Here is a 17055-nt window from a genome sequence, read left to right as displayed (position 1 = left end):
TGTTGCGACGTGCTCATGGCTCGTGAGCCAGAGCCGGAAAGGAATCGCAGTCGAACTTCACGACGGGAGGCGTCTCGCCTGTCGTCGGATAAAAGACCAAGCCTTGGACTTCCGGCTTCTCATAACGGATGACCCGCCCGGATTGATCTTGCGATTCCGGGTACACCGCGATCTTTCGTGCGGTTATGCCCTGCTCGGAAAGGCACGCTTCCTGGATCAGTTCGGTCCCTTCGTAGGTTCGCCAAGAGGAGGCGCGAGGAACGACGTCCACATAACGCCCAGTGGTGTCGTAGAAGACGAAGCTCACGGCGAGCTCGCTACCTTCTCCGTCACCTTCGACGAAGCCTGGGTGCAGGAGGCCGAGGATGTAATGATCTGAAGTTCGTATAGCCAGTAGAGGACTAGCTTGCGTGACGCTGGCATCGTTGAAGTAGTCGCTATCGTAGGCGCGTAGCTTGCCCGCCGCCTCATTGAGGCATGCAGCGGAAATCTGGAGCTTGTGGACTCGTGAGATGAGTCTTTCTAGCGACGGCGATCCGCTGCTCGGTTCGCTTGCTTGAGGTGGAAAGGTCCTGAAGAGTCGGAAGACGCTTACTCCCGTGTTCGCGGATGGCGTAGCGCGATCAGAAAGATCTTGCTTGCAATCCGCGGCGACGCTGGGACTCTCCAATCGCTTGAATGCGCCATCGATCATTCGATAGCAGCCGCCGGCTGATCGGGTGCGCCGATTCACATGAATGATCCCGTCAAAGCAGACGTCGTATCCACTGATGCGGTAGCCGCCCCCTTTCCCCTTGGGCCCTTTCGAATGCGTCTCCGCAGAGTCGAACGGAAGCGGATAGGCAACGCCGTTGGTCGCGTCGATCGCGACGAAGCTTTGCCGGCCAGTCCCTTCGGGCATGGCTACCAGAACGTGATGGCTGCCGAAGTCCGCCGTTCTCTCGCGCAATGCTTTGCTCATGAGCGCGACGTGCCGTTCGTCGCAAAAGTCTGTTACTGCATCGTCTCGGCGACATGTTTTGATAGAGGTAAGGGGGAAAGAACTCCTGCCGTCCGTATCGCCAATGACGTACGGACGGCCGCATGCTTCTTCGGTGTAGCGGGGTGTTGGCAGATCGCCCGTGATATCCCCATTCGGGCCGTATGCAAAGAGCTCGGCCTCCTGGATGCAGGTTCTGATCTGTCCGTCCTTCATCGTCGATCGGACGTGCCGAACGTATCCCTCGTACGCCATCAGCTCGGAAACGATCTGAGCGGAGACTGGCTTCCCCGTGGAATCGAAGCGCACAAGCGTCGTTACGTAGCCGTAGAGGTTCGCCTTCGGGCGCTCGGCTGGATAGGTGTAAGCCACCCAGTGAACGTTGCTGCTACTTCCCCTGCGCACCGCCTTCGATTTCCCGCGCTGGCCATCGTCCTCGTCGGGCAGTGGGCTTGGGGCACGGCATTCAACGTCAACGGTGGCGAGCTTCTCAAAGGCCTCGGGCCAAGACGCTTTGAGACCGCCGAGCTCGCGGCTCACATCGAAGGTGAGCGGGCCGGTGCCGGCGCCCACCTCGCGAAGTGAATCAATGCAAGCGTCGCGTGAGGTTCGGACAGTCTCTCCCTGGGGTTTGGGCAGAGAAGGCTCGCTTGCGCCACATGCCTGGATGAGGGTGAGTGCGATGAGGAGGGCGTACTTATTCATTTACGTCCACCACGTTTGGAGAGTAGCGCTGGATATGAAGGTGATGGTTATGGTTTGTCGCAGATGACGAGTGAGGCAGCATCCGGGTTTGGCCATGCTTTCGGTACGGCCACGACAGCATTGCCTTCCATCCGAACTTGTATAAAGCCTCGACGAACGCTGTTTGCCTCACCTCGTCCATGTCGTCGGGGCTCAGATCGATGTGTAAGCTCGATCTCGACTGCGTCGTACCGTCTGCCCTCAGGTACTTGAAGTCACCATTCGTGCCGTCGTAGTGGCTGACACTCCCGCCGATGGATCGACCTTGGTCGTCGCTGAAGCCATTGCAGGAGATGTCCTCGTATCCGACTTCGAGCATTGCGCCAAGAAGACTCGCGAGCGCGAGATCCTTGATGTACGGCCGATAGGTGAGGCGCATGTCGTAATGAAACCCGTAACGAACGGCGCCATTTGCGTAGTTCCTGACATCACGCTGGTTCATCAATTTGGTTCTCCCGGGAACGATTACGTTGCCGGGGCCTCGGCTGGTGACCTCTAAGAACTCGTAGGTTCCTAGGTCGTGTTCGGCGCCGCCCGCATCCAAGTACACGTACTTGATCCTAGATGCGTCTGGGTAGCTCACGCCGCTCGGAATCACCCGCTCGATTCGCCCATCGCTCTGGTGGATGCGGTACGTAACGAGCCGTTCGACGGGCGGGAAATTCCCCGCCACCCCACCCGCATGAAAATGCCAAACGCGCGAACTCGCCGGGAATCCTTCGACGCTTGCAGCCACGTCCTCCCACCAGGGCAGCTTCTCGCCGCGCGGTTCCTCCGCGTTGACGTTCTCCACTGCCGCGGGTCCGAGCTTCGCGGCGATGCGGCGTGCGGTCTCGGTGCGGCGGCGCATGCTGGTGCGGGTCCATGCGGTTTCGTGACGCACGATTAGCCGGGTCAGGTGGTCGGCGTGGTGGCGGTTGCGGAGCAGGCGGTCGAGTTCCTCTTCGCTGAGACTGCCGTCGTGGTTTCGATCCACCAGCGAGCGCAGCGCCTTGTAGAACGGAGTGTCGGGCGGGCGTGGCCCGTCGCCTCGCAGGTAGTCGGCGAAGGCATCGGGATCGTCGTGGCGGAACCCATCGGGGCTCGCGATTTCGTCCTGCACTTCGAAGCCGGGCCATTCCCACGGCGATACCAGTCGCCCTTCTTCCTCGATCCAACCAGTGGCGTGGCCCTGCGTCATACCCAGCGTGACCTTGCGCCAGCGCTTGCCTTCGACGGTTCGCGATTCCAGCCCGGCCACCCGCACGATCTGCCGCTGGTTCACCGTGGCCGCCGCTGGGCCGCCCAAGTCGCGCTGCAACGTATCGCCGGGCATCAGGAGCAGCAGCGTGCGTTCGCTATCGGGCAGGTATTCCTTCGCCCAGCGACGGCTATTCGCGAGGTACGCCGGAACATCGTCGCCGCTGAAGACCTCCAGGTGCAGCAGGCGCTTCGTGACGGGCTGGCCCGCGACGGGATACGCGTGTGCAGGCACGTCTTCGCCCAGGTAGCCGATGAGATCGCCCTGTCGGATCGGCAGCGGCTTCGCGAGCGCGACCACGCGATCGGTCGCTTCCGGTTTGCGGCTGCCGCCGCGCTCGGGCCACCACGAAGGGCGCGTCCACTTCGCGTTGCGTTCGTAGTCGCGCTCCGACGCAACGTGCATGTAAAGGCTGTACAGCGTGAGCACGGGCGCGGTCTCGGGTTCGGGCCGCTGTCGTTGCGCCTTGTTCTCCGCGTGCGCGGCCGACTTGTCCGGGTCGATGCTGTCGCCGCGATACACCGTGGTGGAGACGCTGTCCTTGAGGCCGAAGGCGCTGCGCATGCCGGTGCCGGTGGCGGGATCGAGCGCGAGATGCGTGCGGCTGATCCAGCCCTCACGTGGGAGTTTCGAGTCGAGCGTGTCGGTGACGCGCACGAGCGTGCTCTGGCCCGGTGTGTACGCGCCGACTTGCACGATCAGCGGCGTGCCGTGCCGCAACCATGCGAGCGGTTGCCGTCCCTGCGGATCGGCGTACAGGCGCGTGCCCCAGTCGCGGATGTCGGCGCCGGGCGTATCCATCGGCGGAGGCGTCGCGGGCATGGGCGGCGACGGTGCCTGCAACCGGTGCCGCACGAGGACGAAGCCGGTGGAGTAGGGCCGCAGCGGCGCGCCATCGCCGACGGCGCCGGGCGTCGCGTCGTGGTATTCGCTGTCGATGCGGTACGCGACAACTTCACCATCGGCCAGGCAGCGAATGCCGTCGTCGATCGACAGCTTCGAGCTGCATGCGCGGTCCAGGTGGATGCCGCCGTGGAAGAAGCCGTACGAGCCGAGCAGGTAATGCCCGCCCTGCACCGGAATCAGCGCTTCGATGAAGGCGTACGGGTCGACGATTTCGCGGTCGTCCTTGTCCTTGAACGGATAGCCGAAGCGCGACGTGGCGATCGGCATGGGTGCGCGTGGCGCATTCATCTGCTTCGGATCCCTGAAGTCGGAGGTGCATTGCACGCTCCGGATCTACGTGCGTTGAGTCCATCAGAAAGGTCCGAAAGTCGGCGCCGCCGGCGATCACGTTCCACCCCATAGTTGCAGCGCTCCGCCAACATCCATGCCACCCAACGCCCGCCCGTCGCCCGGAGCCCAGCACGCGACGCAAGGGCGGCCGGTATGCGCACGACCTGCGTTGAAATCCATGCGCCTGCTGGCGCTTGCCGTCGGGCGCGTCCTCCATCCCCCACAGGACATCGCCATGAACTCCCCACACACGCTTTCCGCGCGTTCGCTCCGTGCGCGCGCGTGCACGCCGCTGGCGGCCGCACTCGCGCTGTGTTCCGTGCTGCCCGCCTACGCCGATTCGGTGACCGACTGGAACGCGCTCGCCAGCGGGCCGACCGTCGCGCCGCGGTTCGGCGGGCCGCAACAGCAGTCGCGCGCGCTGGCCATCGCGTCGCTCTCGGTGCACGACGCACTCAATTCGATCCAGTCGCGCTACAACACGTATCGGCCGGTGGCGAGCGCGCCGGGCAACGCGTCGCCGGATGCGGCCGTCGCGGCGGCCAACCGCACCGCGTTGCTGGCGATGCTCGATGCGCTGCCACCGCCACCGACGCCCGCCGAAGGCACCGCGCGCGCGAACGCCATCCTGGCGATCAACGCAGCGTACGACGCGGCCATCGGCCCCGGCGCGCCGGATGCATCGGAAGCGGCCGGCATCGCCGCGGGCGAATCGGCGGCGGACACGCTGCTCGCGCTGCGCTATGCCGACAACGGTTCGGGCGGGCTCACGCCGACCGACGGATCGGGCACGCCGAACCTGCCGGCGTATTCGCTGCCGCCATCGGTGGGCGTGCACCAGCCGACACCCGCGCCGGAGTTCCCGGCCGTCACCACGCCGGCCTTCATGGGCTGGGCGTTCGTCACGCCGTTCGCGGTGACCAGCGCGGCGCAGTTCCATTCGGCACCGGGAAAGATCTTCAAGGTCAACAGCGCGAAGTACGCGTCCGAATACAACCTGGTGAAATCCATCGGCGATGCGCGCGTTCGCGGCGCGCTGCCGAATTCGCCGCCCAGCGACATCGCGCGCTTCTGGGCCGGCGGTGGCCTGGACTGGAACGGCAACGTGCGCATCATCGCGATCAACCGCGGGCTCGACCGCTGGCAGAACGCGCGTCTGTTCGCGCTGGTGAACATGTCGCTGGCAGACGCCGCGATCACCAACATCGCCGACAAGTACCAGTACAACTTCTGGCGTCCGGTCACCGCGATCCGCTGGCCCGATGACGGCAACCCCTTCACGAAGAGCGACGCGACGTGGCGGCCGTTCCTGCAGACGCCGCCGTATCCGGACTACCCCTGCGCATCGACGACGCTCACCGGCGCGGCGGCGCAGACCATGCGGCGCTTCTTCAAGAGCGATGCGTTGACGTTCACGCGCACGGTGAATGCGCCGATCGCGCCGCTGCCGGCGCCACTGGTGGACCTGCCGGTGAAGGCGATCACGCGCAGCTATCCGTCGCTGTCCACTGCCGAGCAGGAGCAGGCGATGGCGCGCGTGTACTCGGGCATCCACTTTACCGAAGGCTGCCTGGCGGGGCTGAAGGCGGGCAACAAGGTGGCGGACTGGGTGTTTGGGCATCAGTTGCAGGCGAAGTAGTTGGGGCTGTCGCTTGCCCTTCCCGGCCCGAACGCACAGCGTTCGGGCGTTCGAAGGCGCGCGAACCAGTGGTTCGCAAGCAGCGCCTTCTCACCCCCAACCCCTCTCCCGCAGGCGGGAGAGGGGCATTAATGCGTCGCGGCGCGTGCGGGACTTCGAAACATCCCGACGGCGGGATTCTGATTCCCCGGAATCCCGCCTTTGGCCGGGGCGTGCGAGTACCCAGCTGATTGGGGGACGAAGGGCACAACGCGCCTTCGCGTTCTCTCTCCCATCAGGAACTCAAATGAGCAAGCTCGCAGGAAAAGTGGCCGTCGTGACCGGCGCATCGAAGGGTATCGGCGCCGGCATCGCCACGGCGCTCGCCGCCGAAGGCGCGGCGGTCGTCGTCAATTACGCGTCGAGCAAGAGCGGCGCCGATGCCGTGGTCGAACGCATCACGAAGGCGGGCGGCAAGGCGATCGCGGTGAAGGCCGACGTGTCGAAGGCCGACGATGCGCAGGCGCTGATCGACGCCGCCGTGAAGGAATTCGGCCGCCTCGACGTGCTGGTCAACAACTCCGGCGTATACGAATTCGCACCGCTGGAGGCGATCACGCCGGAACACTTCCACCGCCACTTCGACATCAACGTGCTCGGCCTGCTGCTGACCACGAAGGCAGCGTCGAAGCACCTGGGCGAAGGCGCCAGCGTCATCAACATCGGTTCCATCGTCTCGCGCCTGACGATGCCGGAAACCGCCGTCTACACCGCCACGAAGGGCGCAGTGGACGCCATCACCGGCGTGCTTTCGCGCGAGCTCGGCCCCCGCGGCATCCGCGTCAACTCCATCAACCCCGGCATGATCGAGACCGAAGGCTCGCGCGAGATCGGCGTCATCGGCTCGGACTTCCAGCACGCCATCGTCGCGCAGACGCCGCTGGGCCGCATCGGCCAGCCGGACGACATCGCCGACATCGCGGTGTTCCTCGCGACGGACGCCTCGCGCTACATGACCGGCGAATTGCTGAAGGTCGCCGGCGGCCTTCGCTGAGGCCTCACGACGCAGGGGTGCGCCGCGCCCCTGCGTTGCTTCTAGCTGTGAAGCGGTGTCACCGCAGCGGTTGGTCTCGGCGACGACGCGGCGGCACGAAGAACCACGCCGCGATCACCAGCGCAGCAAACGCGCTGTATGCGGCGACAAACGTCCACCACGGCGCGTCGAAGAAGATCAGGCGCGACAGCCAGTGTTCGATGAAGGATTCGCCGTAACTCGCCTGCCCTGCACGTCGGCGCAGCGCCTGCTCCCACACCGTGAGCGGGCACAGCGCGCCGAGCCACGCCTGCAGCGCGATGAACACCATCAGCAGCATGTGCGTCATTCGCCAGCCGAATCCGCGCACCCAGCGCCAGCGCGTGCGCCCCACGAAGATCGCGATTGCGCCGAAAATCACGAACGCGACGATGCCCACGTGCAGCACGAGGATGGCGTCGGCGAGGGCGGCGGCGAGCGTCGGAGTCATTCACGCGCACTGTAGCCAACCGGTGGCCCATGCCGCTCACGCCGCCTCGTGCACAATGCGGCGCATGCGCTATCCCCTGGTCATCTTCGACTTCGACGGCACGCTGGCCGACTCCTTCCCGTTCTTCGTGAAGGCGCAGCACGCGCTCGCGCAGCGTCACGGCTTCACCGCGATCGACGAGGAACGCGTCGAGGACCTGCGTCGCCTGGGCACGCGCGAGTTGCTGCAGGAGTTGAAGTTCCCGACGTGGAAGGTGCCCATCGTCGCGGCGGATTTCATCCGCATGATGCGCGGCGCGCCGCCGGTGCCGCTGTTTCCGGGCGTCGCCGACGTGCTGCGCCAGCTGCGCGAACGCGGCGCGCGGCTGGCGATCCTCACGTCGAACTCCGTCGAGAACGTGCGGCGCGTGCTCGATGCGGAACTGATGGAAGCGATCGAACTCATCGACGGCGGCGCGCACGTGCTCGGCAAGCACCGGCGCATCGCGCGGATGCTGAAGCAGGCGAAGGCCGACGCGTCGCAGGCGATCTACGTCGGCGACCAGGTCAGCGATGGCGAAGCGGCGCGGCGCGTGGGCGTGGCGTTCGGTGCCGTGGGGTGGGGCTATTCGCACGCGGACACGCTGCGGGCGATGGGCGCGGAGGAGTTCTTCGAGACGGTGCCGGAGCTGGGGAGGCTGGCGCTGTAGTGCGCGCATGTAGCCCAAACGGAAGCGCGCTCGGAAGGAACCGCTCGCGGCTGCCGTCACGCCGCTCTTTCGCTGTCATTCCCGCGAAGGCGGGAATCCATGCTTGCGCGCGCCACCGCCTCCGGAAGCCGGAATGATGGACGGTCGGATGGATTCCCGCCTTCGCGGGAATGACGAAAAAGGAACTCGAGACTTCTGTATCCCCTCTAGCGCTGGGCAAGAAGCCTGCTCGTTGGGGCGTTCACGGTGTTGTTTTCTGCTGTCATTCCCGCGAGGCGGGAATTCATGCTTGCGCGCGTCATCCCCTCCGGAAGCGGAATGATGGACGGTCAGATGGATTCCCGCCTTCGCGGGAATGACGGCTCTCATAGGCCCGGGTGCGCTTCTTGGCCCGCTAGAACGCTCTGCGCTCCAGCTCGTTCACCTTTCACAGGTCGCGCCACCTGCTGCAATGCAACATAATGGCCCCATGTCCCCCGAATCCCCCACCGCGCCGGTGCTGAGCCCGCGCCAGGTAGCCCTGATCCTGTTCGCCCTCGCGATGGGCGGTTTCGCCATTGGCACCAGCGAGTTCGTCGTGATGGGGCTGATCAGCGAGATCGCACGCAGTTTCGGCGTCAACGAGCCGCAGGTCGGCCATGTCATCAGCGCCTACGCGCTGGGCGTGGTGGTGGGCGCGCCGACGCTCGCGATCCTCGGCAACCGTCTCTCGCGCCGCAGCCTGCTGCTGTGCCTGATGGGCTTCTACGCGCTGGGCAACCTCGCCAGCGCGCTTGCGCCGGGCTATTTCACGCTGATGGGCGCGCGCTTCATCGCGGGCCTGCCGCACGGCGCGTACTTCGGCATCGCCGCGCTGGTCGCCGCGCGCATCACGCCGCCGGAACAGCGCGGTGCCGCGGTCGGCCGCGTGATGCTGGGCCTGGCGATCTCGCTGCTGGTCGGCAATCCGCTCGCGACGTGGATGGGGCAGACGTTCGGCTGGCGATGGGCGTTCGGCCTGGTGACGCTGCTCGCGATGGCGACGGTGTTCATGACGATGCGTGTGCTGCCGCGCGGCATGAATGCGCCGCGCCCGGATGCGCTGCGCGAGCTGCGCGACTTCAACCGCAAGCCGGTGTGGCTGGCGCTGGGCATCGGCGCGATCGGCTTTGCCGGCATGTTCTGCGTCTTCAGCTACCTGACGCCGACGCTGGTGCACGTCACCGGTGTCCGCGAGAGCTTCGTTCCGTTCGGCCTGGTCGCGTTCGGCATTGGCGGCATCCTCGGCACGCTCGGCGGCGGATGGATGTTCGACCGCTACCAGTTCCGCGCCGTACCGATGCTGCTGGTGTGGTCGATCGTCGTGCTGCTGGTCTTCCCGTTCGCGGCGAAGTCGCCGTGGACCGTGCTGCCGGCGGTGCTCGCGGTTGGCACGATGGGCGCGCTGGCGACGGTGTTGCAGGCGCACCTGATGGACGTCGCGCGCGAGGCGCAGACGCTGGCCGCCGCGTCGAACCATTCGGCATTCAACTTCGCCAACGCGCTCGGCCCCTGGCTGGGCGGCATGGCGATCACCGCCGGCTACGGCTGGACGTCCACCGGCGTGGTCGGCGCGGCCACCGCGGTGTGCGGCTTGCTGATCTATGCGTGGGCGCGGGCGGATCTGCGTCGTAGCGAGGCGGCGGCGCTGGAAGACGCGGCCTGAAGCTTCGCGTTACCCGTAGCACCACAGCCGTTCTCAGCTGTCATCCCCGCGAATGCGGGGATCCATGCTCGCGAGCCTCACCACTTCCGGAGGCCGGAGCGTCGTCGGACAGATGGATTCCCGCCTTCGCGGGAATGACAGCAAAAACCGAGTGGATTCCCGCCTTCGCGGGAATGACAGCAAGAAGCGAGTGGATTTCCGCGTTCGCGGGAATGACGGCAAAACGAGCGAGCGCGGTCAGCGTGCGCCGCGCGCGAGCGTCTCCTCCACCGCGGTGAACGCCGAATGCGCACCCGGCGGTGCGTCTTCCATGCCCGTCGCGAAGTACACGACGCCCGTGCCCGACGCGCGATCGATCCAGACGCCCGACAGCAGGCCGTACGCCGCGCCGGCGTGGCCGCTGCGTTCGACGCCATCGCCGAAGGGATCGTCGCGGCAACCCTCGCGTTTCGTCGCCAGCGTCTGCACGGCAAGACCGTAGCGGCAGAAGAAACCTTTTCGCGACTGGCCGCTGGAATCCTCTTCCACGGTGAGGCCGTTGTCCGCCGTGTACGTCCACTGCGGTTCGAACATCGTCCGCACCGACGCGGGCGACAACACGCGAACGCCGTCGAGTTCGCCTTCGCGCAGCAGCATGCGGCCTATGCGCGCCAGACCATTGGCGGAAATGCGCAGGCCGCCTTGCGGCGAGAACATCGCGCCGTTGCGGCCGGGCGTCCATTGCGACAGATCGCAGCCGCCGTCCGTCGCGCGGATCACGGCGCACCCGGGCTTGCGCCCGTGGAGGTCGTCGTACACCGGCGCACCCGCGGCGTCGTACTGCACCACCGCGCGCGCCGCGGTGTCGCGGCTGCAGCTTTCCCAGTTGAAGCAGGCGTCGATCTTCAGCGGCGCCAGAACGAGCCGCTGCATCAGAATGTCGAAGCGTTCACCGGTGGCCTTCTCCATCGCGGAAGCGACGAGCGGGAAGTTGACGTTCGCATAGCGGAAGAACGTACCCGGTGCGTGCGTGGCATCCCACGCCTTGGGATCGTCGGTGATGTCGCGGAGCGCGCCGTCGATGGGAACCTTCCAGTAACCGGCCGCATCGGTTAGACCGGCACGGTGCGAAAGCAGCAGTCGCAGCGTGATCGGCGTATCGGGGAACGCCGGGTGGCGCAGTCGCCAGCCGAGCAGCGGCGACAGGTCGGCATCGAGGTCGAGCTTGCCTTCCTCGACCAGGCGCATCGCGCCGATGGTGGTGACGAGTTTGGAAATCGACGCGATGCGCACCGGATCGTCGGCGGTGATCGCGCGCTTCGCCTCGACGTCGGCGAACCCGTGCAGCTGCGTGTCCGTCGTGCCGTTGCGATCGAACGCCACGCGCACGCTCGCGATCGGGGGCGACGCACTTGCCGACGTCGTGCACGCGGCCACGCACATCACCAGGACCAACGATCGGATCATTCGCATGGGCTCGCTCGCAGGAGGGCAGTCCCAAGCGTAGCGGCAGGGACCGCATGTTGCAGCGATGAAACGCTTGCCTGCCGCCGCGAAAGCCGCATGAGGCCCTTCACGGACAAGCTCGTTATCCGGGCGCACACTCGTGACGAACGATGCAGGGGCCTGCGATGAACGACGGAACGCGCTCCACGTCGCCAGAGGGAAACGGAGTCGACGATACCGTCATCAAGGACATGCTCTGGGCGTTCGCCGTGCGATCGCCCGAACACGCCGCGCTGCTGGTCGGCGCACACGGCCGCATCACGTGGACCAATTCAGGTGCCGAGGTCATCCTCGGTGCCGAGCCCGGCGGACTGGTCGGCCGCGATATCTCCTCGATCTTCATCCCGCGCGACATCGCCGCCGGCATCCCCGAGCACGAAATGCTGGAAGCGCGGTCGCGCGGCACGGCATCGGACGATCGCTGGATGGCCCGACTCGACGGCTCGCGTTTCTGGGCGTCGGGCACGATGGTGTATCTCGGGCCATTCATCGAGGAAAAGGCGTGCTGCGCCTTCCTCAAGCTGTTCCGCGACCTGACCGAAGTGAAGATGCAGCTGGAAAGCAGCCGCAAACGTTGCCGCGCGGCGACCGAGTCCAGCGACAAGAAGAGCGCGGCCATCGCGCTGCTCGCACATGAACTGCGCAATCCGCTCTCAGGCATCAGCCTCGCCGCGGGCATGCTGAAGCGGAAGATCGGCGACCAGGTGCCCGCGACTGGGGAACCGTTGGACCTGATCGAACGCAACGTGACGCTCGCCGCGCGCCTGATCGAGGACCTGATGCAGCACAGCAAGGTCGGCGCGGACGGCTTCAAGCTCGACAAGGCCACCTGCAACCTTCGCGAGATGCTCGACCACTCGGTGTCCATCGCCAAGCGCCAGATGGAGCAGGAAGGCCGGCACGTCGAGGTGCTGCTGCCGGAGCACGAGATCGTCGTGGAGGTCGACCCGATGCGCATGCAGCAGGTATTCGTGAACCTGATCGCCAACGCACTGCGTTACACGCCCGTGCCGGGACAGATCTGGGTGACCGGCACATTGGAAGGCCCGGAGGCGATCGTGCGTGTGACCGACGAAGGCATCGGCATCGCGCCAAACCGGCTGGAACGCCTGTTCGAGATGTTCACGCTGCCGCGGCTGGACAGCTCGAAGCTCGGGCTGGGGCTCGGCCTGGCGCTGGTGAAGAAGATCATCGAGCTGCACGGCGGCACCGTGCAGGCACGCAGCGAAGGGCCGGGGAAAGGCAGCCAGTTCGTGGTGCGCTTCCCGCTGCGCTGACCGTTACAGCGCGCCGGTGCGCACGTGGAAACCGAGCGCGCCGGCTACCATGCGCAGGGCCTCGTCGTCGCGTTGGCGCGTGATGAATCCGGCCTGCGCGTGCTCGCCGGTTTCGTACGTCCACAGCGTGTAGTGGTGCTCGCGCAGGCGGTCGAAGGCGACGTTGACCAGCGCCGGCACTTCGGCCTCCGCGAGGAAGTCGTCATCGTCCACGTCGTCGCCCCAGTCGATGCGCAGGCCGAAGCGAGCGGCGAGCTCATCGAGCACTTCGATCAGCCCGGCGGGATCGGATTCCTCGACATGGAAGCCGGCGCGCCAGTCGATGGCATCGCGCAGCGCCTGCACGGGATCCTCGCCGTCGGCGAGCGCTTCGCGGCAGCGGGCGAACTGTTCCATCGCCGCGTCCTCGTCGTCGGGATTGACCAGCAACAGGAACTGCCAGGCGACCGCTTCCTGCGCGGCGTCCTCGTCGAGGTCGGCGTCGTCGTGGAACGAACGGGCGAAGTTGTCGTCGGGGTCGTATTCGGAATGCATGGCGCGGTACTGCGGGCGGGGCGCACAGGATACGGCGCGATGCGGCGGTGGCGCGTGCAGGCAAAAAAGAAGGCTGCCGAAGAACACCGGCAGCCCTGAAAGGAGTGGACGCCCGGGGGGAAGTGGGCGTCCGACCGACTCGCAGCGGCCGAGGCCAGCGTCGCCGCGTGGCGATGCGCGCTCCATAGGAGGAATCCGAATCGCGCCTTCCGTCGGGAGGTTGGATGCGGGCGTGGCGATGACGCGGAGGCGGGCCCACGCTGCCCGCATCGCCCCGCGCGGAGTGCGCCCATGGCTTCGATCCAGCGCGAAATCGACGTGGACGTTCAGCTGCGCGATGCATGGGACGCGTTGCGCGACGTCGGCAACATCCACACCCGCCTGGTGCCCGGCTTCGTTACCGACTGCCGCATGGAAGGCCGCGTGCGCGTGGTGACGTTCGGCAACGGCACCGTGGTGCGCGAGCCGATCCTCGATATCGACCAGACGCGTCATCGCGTCGCGTGGGCCGCGGTCGGAGGGACCTTCGAGCACTACAACGCGTCGGTGCAGGCGTTCGACCTCGACGGCGCGCGAACGCGGATCCGCTGGATCGCCGACCTGCTGCCGGATGAGGCAGCTTCGACAGTGGACGGGATGATCGCGGAGGGGTTGTCGGTGATGAAGCGGACGTTGGAGGGGGCGGGCGGGGGGTGAGCATCGGTGCGCGCTTATCGTGCGATTGCCCTGCTCGTGACTGTCTCGAAGGATTTCAGCGCCTTCGCTCTTGCTCGTCATTCCCGCGTAGGCGGGAATCCATGGACGTTTTCCGACGTCCGCAGGACTTGCGACTCGTCATTCCCGCGAACGCGGGAATCCAGCGTCTTCGCCCTGGCTCGTCATTCCGCGAAGGCGGGAATACATGGACGTTGCTGCGGTGATCAGAGAGCAAAGCGCAGAACCAGCAGCGCTGTGCGCCTGAGGTTGGTCACCCTAGACGCTCCGTTACCCCTCACCCCAACCCCTCTCCCGAGGGGAGAGGGGCTCAAACCGGGGGGCGTGAGGTGAGAACGCGAGAACGCGAGAACGCGAGAACGCGAAGCCTTCAACCGCCTTACGGCAACGGCGTCCCCTGGTCCGCGACCGCCAGCCAGCGGTGGCCGTCGTGGCTGTAGGTCACGCCGGTGTAGGCGTGCTGGCGGAAGCCGATCCGGGGGATCTCGTACACCGTCTCGTACAGGATGAACGCGGCGTTGCAGCCGTCGACCACGCGGTAGACCTCGGTCCAGGTCCACTGCGCCTCGCGGTTGGCGAAGTGGCTGGCCAGCGCGGTCATGATCGCGTCGATGCCCACGCGCCTGGCGCCGCTGGCGAAGATGGTGATCGCGCGTTCGTCGTGGACGGCACGGAAGGTCTCGGCGTCGTAGTCGCGGAAGGATTCCATGTCCATGCGCTGGGCCAGTTCGAACTGGCGCGCGCAGCCGCGGGCGCGGTGTTCGCCGCCGCGATCGCCGGCGAACGCAGGGGCGGCAGCGGACAGGAACAGCAGGCAGGCAACGGCCGGAAGGCAGCGGAGCAGGAGCGGGCGGATCGTCATCGTCGTGTCCTCGACGTGGGGGCAGACGGACGGTAGGCCCGCAAGCGGCCCTGTTCGAGAGCCACTATCGAGGCATTCCATGGGGCCATTCCGTCGCGGGCCTGCCGCGGTGCGGCCACAAATTCCCCGCATAATCGAGTGCCCCACACGTCATCGGAGCCCCACCCATGACCCTTCTCGTGACCGGCAGCGCCGGCCATCTGGGCGAAGGACTGATGCGGCAGCTGCGCGCCACTGGCCGCGACGCGGTCGGCATCGACATCAAGCCTTCGGCATTCACCGACCACGTCGGCTCCATCACCGATCGCGACTTCGTGCGCCGACGCATGAAGGGCATTCGCGCGGTGATCCACGCCGCCACGCTGCACAAGCCGCACGTGGCGACGCATCCGCACCAGGACTTCATCGACACCAACATCAGCGGCACGCTCGTATTGCTTGAGGAAGCGCTGGCCGCGAACGTCGAGTCGTTCGTCTTCACCAGCACGACCAGCACCTTCGGCGCCGCGCTGACGCCGGCGATGGGCGAGCCGGCGGCGTGGATCAACGAGGACGTCGCGCCGATCCCGAAGAACATCTACGGCGTGACCAAACTGTCGGCCGAGCAGCTGTGCGAGCTGTTCCACCGCAAGCGCCGCCTGCCGGTGCTGGTGCTGCGCACCTCGCGCTTCTTCCCCGAGCCCGACGACAGCATCGACGTGCGCAACGGGTTTTCCACCGCCAACGCGCAGGCGAACGAGCTGCTCTACCGTCGCGTCGACATCGCCGACGCGGTGGACGCGCATCTTCTGGCGGTCGAGCGCGCGAAGGCGATTGGCTTCGGCCGCTACATCATTTCGTCGACGACGCCCTTCACGCGCGAGGACCTGCCCGAACTCCGTCGCGATCCGGCGACGGTGCTGGCGCGGCATTTCCCCGAAGCGCCGGCGCTGTACGCCTCGCGTGGCTGGCGGATGTTTCCGCAGATCGACCGCGTGTACGACAACGCGCGGGCGCGTGAGCAGCTGGGCTGGCAGCCGAAGTACGACTTCGCGCGTGTGCTCGACGCGCTGCGCAGTGGCGAGGATTTCCGGAGCCCGCTGGCCGAGGCGGTTGGCAGCAAGGGGTACCACGACGTCGTGTTCGAGGACGGGCCGTATCCGGTGGTGTCGTAGGTCGCCGACCGCGCCCCGGACCCCGTCATCCCGGCGAAGGCCGGGACCCAGGCCCGCAGGTCTGGATCCCGGTCATGCAGTACGTGCGCACACGGTGTTTTGAGTTGCCTTCGCTTCCGGGTTCCCGGCCTGGGTCCCGGCTTTCGCCGGGATGACGGCACTACTACTGCCCCTTCGGCCGCACCTGCACCGCCGCGGCTTCCGTGAACGCCACGCGCAGCATGTCGCCGACCTTGAGCTTCGGCAGGCGCGCCTGGTATTCGGGCTTGCGCACGTCCAGCGTCACGACGTTGCCGCGCGGGCCTTCGACGGTGATGGTGTTGTTCTTCGTGTCGATCGCGCGGATCGGCGCCAGCACGGTGACGACTTCGGCCGCGCCGACCTTCGGCTTCTCGCCGAGCTTGCCGACCTGCTCGTCCTTCGCGATGTACGCGCCGGGCTCGGCGCTGCCGGCCGGCTGGATGTCCACGGTCACCGCGCGCATGTAATCCAGCGACACGGTGTCGCCCTTGTGGATCTGCTCGAAGTTGCGGACGGTCTCGTCGGCGTGCACTTCCACCTTGTTGCCGTCCGGCCCTTCCACGGTGATCAGCCGGTTGGGGGTGTTGATGTCGACGACCTTGCCTTCGACCGTCACGACGACGGCCGCGGACTCGCTGCGGTTGGGATCGGGTGGCGAGGGCTTGGCGGCGTACGCGGTCGTGGTGGCCAGGGCCAGGACGATGGCGAGGGAAACGGGGCGGAGCGGGAGCGGGGAAGTCTTCACTGCGTCCTCCGTGCGGGTGGGTGCGCATCGCGCGGCGCGCGACGGCAACGCGCCGCCCAGTCCGGGCGGCGCGGTTCAGTGTGTGCACGGAAAAGTGAAGGCCGCGTATGTTGCGCGGCCTTCGGATCGCGGGACGTCAGTGGATCGTGGGTCCGTCCTGCTCGCGGTAACGCACCTTCGCCAGCGCGTTCTCGTCCGAGGGTTCCTCGCTCCTGGAGGCCGCCTTCGGCTGCTTGCGGTCCTCCAGGTCCTTCTTCTGGTCCTTGGCGCCTGATTTCTGTTGCGCCTGGCCCTTCTGCTTGTCCGGTCGCATCGCGTCCTCCTAGTGGTGGCGCTTGTCGCTACCGGAACGGTGGTCGTCGCGGCCTTCGTCGCGGGTCGACGGCTCCTTGTGCACCGCGTGCTTGCGCTGTGTCGGACCGTCGTGGCCGGCGCGCATGGCGTGGTCGCGATCGGTGTCGCGATTGCCACCGGACGGCGGCGTGGTGTGGTCACTCTTGACCCGATCCCGCGCGTGCTTGTTGGTGCCCATGGTGTCTCCGCTTCGTCGA

The 17055-nt window shown here is 66.6% G+C and carries 16 protein-coding genes; 7 read left to right on the top strand and 9 right to left on the bottom strand.

Features of this window, described 5'->3' with window-relative positions; translation table 11 throughout:
• Positions 1-13: 13 nt before the first annotated feature.
• A complete protein-coding gene (locus ABIE51_RS18735) occupies positions 14-1684 on the bottom strand; it encodes a hypothetical protein (RefSeq protein WP_192632700.1) in 1671 nt (556 codons plus the stop codon).
• On the bottom strand, positions 1677-4136 hold the full coding sequence (locus tag ABIE51_RS18730; RefSeq protein WP_354504710.1) for an EF-hand domain-containing protein: 2460 nt from the start codon (positions 4134-4136) through the stop codon (positions 1677-1679). Before ABIE51_RS18730 ends, ABIE51_RS18735 begins: the two co-directional genes overlap by 8 nt.
• Before the next feature lie 298 nt (positions 4137-4434).
• Here ABIE51_RS18730 and ABIE51_RS18725 point away from each other — a divergent pair, with 298 nt between their 5' ends.
• Both ABIE51_RS18725 and ABIE51_RS18720 read left to right on the top strand, forming a co-directional pair.
• Positions 4435-5838: a vanadium-dependent haloperoxidase gene (locus ABIE51_RS18725; protein WP_192632702.1), complete on the top strand. Its 1404-nt coding sequence runs from the start codon at positions 4435-4437 to the stop codon at positions 5836-5838.
• A 286-nt stretch (positions 5839-6124) separates the two neighbouring features.
• Entirely contained in the window at positions 6125-6871 is a 747-nt protein-coding gene (locus tag ABIE51_RS18720) for an SDR family NAD(P)-dependent oxidoreductase (RefSeq protein WP_192632703.1), read from the top strand.
• Between the two features lie 58 nt (positions 6872-6929).
• Here ABIE51_RS18720 and ABIE51_RS18715 read toward each other — a convergent pair whose 3' ends face one another.
• Positions 6930-7340: a DUF2784 domain-containing protein gene (locus ABIE51_RS18715; protein WP_192632704.1), complete on the bottom strand. Its 411-nt coding sequence runs from the start codon at positions 7338-7340 to the stop codon at positions 6930-6932.
• Between the two features lie 64 nt (positions 7341-7404).
• Between ABIE51_RS18715 and ABIE51_RS18710 the strand changes: the two genes are divergently transcribed.
• Positions 7405-8028 carry an HAD-IA family hydrolase gene (locus tag ABIE51_RS18710; RefSeq protein WP_115842084.1) on the top strand — a complete coding sequence of 208 codons (624 nt, stop codon included), beginning with the start codon at positions 7405-7407 and terminating at the stop codon, positions 8026-8028.
• 469 nt (positions 8029-8497) lie between these two features.
• The gene (locus tag ABIE51_RS18705) at positions 8498-9712 is read left to right on the top strand and encodes an MFS transporter (RefSeq protein WP_192632705.1); all 1215 of its coding nucleotides are present in this window, start codon (positions 8498-8500) and stop codon (positions 9710-9712) included.
• Positions 9713-9949: 237 nt separating this feature from the next.
• Here ABIE51_RS18705 and ABIE51_RS18700 read toward each other — a convergent pair whose 3' ends face one another.
• A complete protein-coding gene (locus ABIE51_RS18700) occupies positions 9950-11158 on the bottom strand; it encodes a serine hydrolase domain-containing protein (protein WP_354504706.1) in 1209 nt (402 codons plus the stop codon).
• 164 nt (positions 11159-11322) lie between these two features.
• Here ABIE51_RS18700 and ABIE51_RS18695 point away from each other — a divergent pair, with 164 nt between their 5' ends.
• Positions 11323-12474, top strand: coding sequence for a PAS domain-containing sensor histidine kinase (locus ABIE51_RS18695; protein ID WP_192632706.1), 1152 nt, complete (start codon positions 11323-11325; stop codon positions 12472-12474).
• Positions 12475-12477: 3 nt separating this feature from the next.
• Here ABIE51_RS18695 and ABIE51_RS18690 read toward each other — a convergent pair whose 3' ends face one another.
• Entirely contained in the window at positions 12478-13008 is a 531-nt protein-coding gene (locus ABIE51_RS18690; protein WP_157031290.1) for a DUF6630 family protein, read from the bottom strand.
• A gap of 291 nt (positions 13009-13299) precedes the next feature.
• Between ABIE51_RS18690 and ABIE51_RS18685 the strand changes: the two genes are divergently transcribed.
• On the top strand, positions 13300-13704 hold the full coding sequence (locus ABIE51_RS18685; protein ID WP_192632707.1) for an SRPBCC family protein: 405 nt from the start codon (positions 13300-13302) through the stop codon (positions 13702-13704).
• Positions 13705-14101: 397 nt separating this feature from the next.
• Here the strand turns inward: ABIE51_RS18685 and ABIE51_RS18680 are convergent, their stop codons facing one another.
• Positions 14102-14584 (bottom strand): Cif family virulence factor, encoded by a 483-nt coding sequence (locus ABIE51_RS18680; RefSeq protein WP_192632708.1) that lies wholly within the window; start codon positions 14582-14584, stop codon positions 14102-14104.
• 167 nt (positions 14585-14751) lie between these two features.
• Here ABIE51_RS18680 and ABIE51_RS18675 point away from each other — a divergent pair, with 167 nt between their 5' ends.
• Positions 14752-15738, top strand: a complete 987-nt coding sequence (locus tag ABIE51_RS18675; protein WP_192632709.1) for an NAD-dependent epimerase/dehydratase family protein — start codon at positions 14752-14754, stop codon at positions 15736-15738.
• A 163-nt stretch (positions 15739-15901) separates the two neighbouring features.
• Here ABIE51_RS18675 and ABIE51_RS18670 read toward each other — a convergent pair whose 3' ends face one another.
• The 3 genes from ABIE51_RS18670 to ABIE51_RS18660 all read right to left on the bottom strand — a co-directional run bounded on the left by ABIE51_RS18670 (position 15902) and on the right by ABIE51_RS18660 (position 17036).
• Positions 15902-16504, bottom strand: coding sequence for a hypothetical protein (locus ABIE51_RS18670; RefSeq protein WP_115841967.1), 603 nt, complete (start codon positions 16502-16504; stop codon positions 15902-15904).
• 136 nt (positions 16505-16640) lie between these two features.
• On the bottom strand, positions 16641-16817 hold the full coding sequence (locus ABIE51_RS18665) for a hypothetical protein (RefSeq protein ID WP_157031286.1): 177 nt from the start codon (positions 16815-16817) through the stop codon (positions 16641-16643).
• Positions 16818-16826: 9 nt separating this feature from the next.
• On the bottom strand, positions 16827-17036 hold the full coding sequence (locus tag ABIE51_RS18660) for a hypothetical protein (protein WP_115841966.1): 210 nt from the start codon (positions 17034-17036) through the stop codon (positions 16827-16829).
• Positions 17037-17055 lie beyond the last annotated feature (19 nt).

The organism is Lysobacter sp. OAE881 (assembly GCF_040546665.1).
GTDB lineage: Bacteria > Pseudomonadota > Gammaproteobacteria > Xanthomonadales > Xanthomonadaceae > Lysobacter_J > Lysobacter_J soli.
The sequence above is the reverse complement of the archived record's forward strand: the minus strand, read 5'-3'. Positions and strand labels throughout refer to the sequence as shown.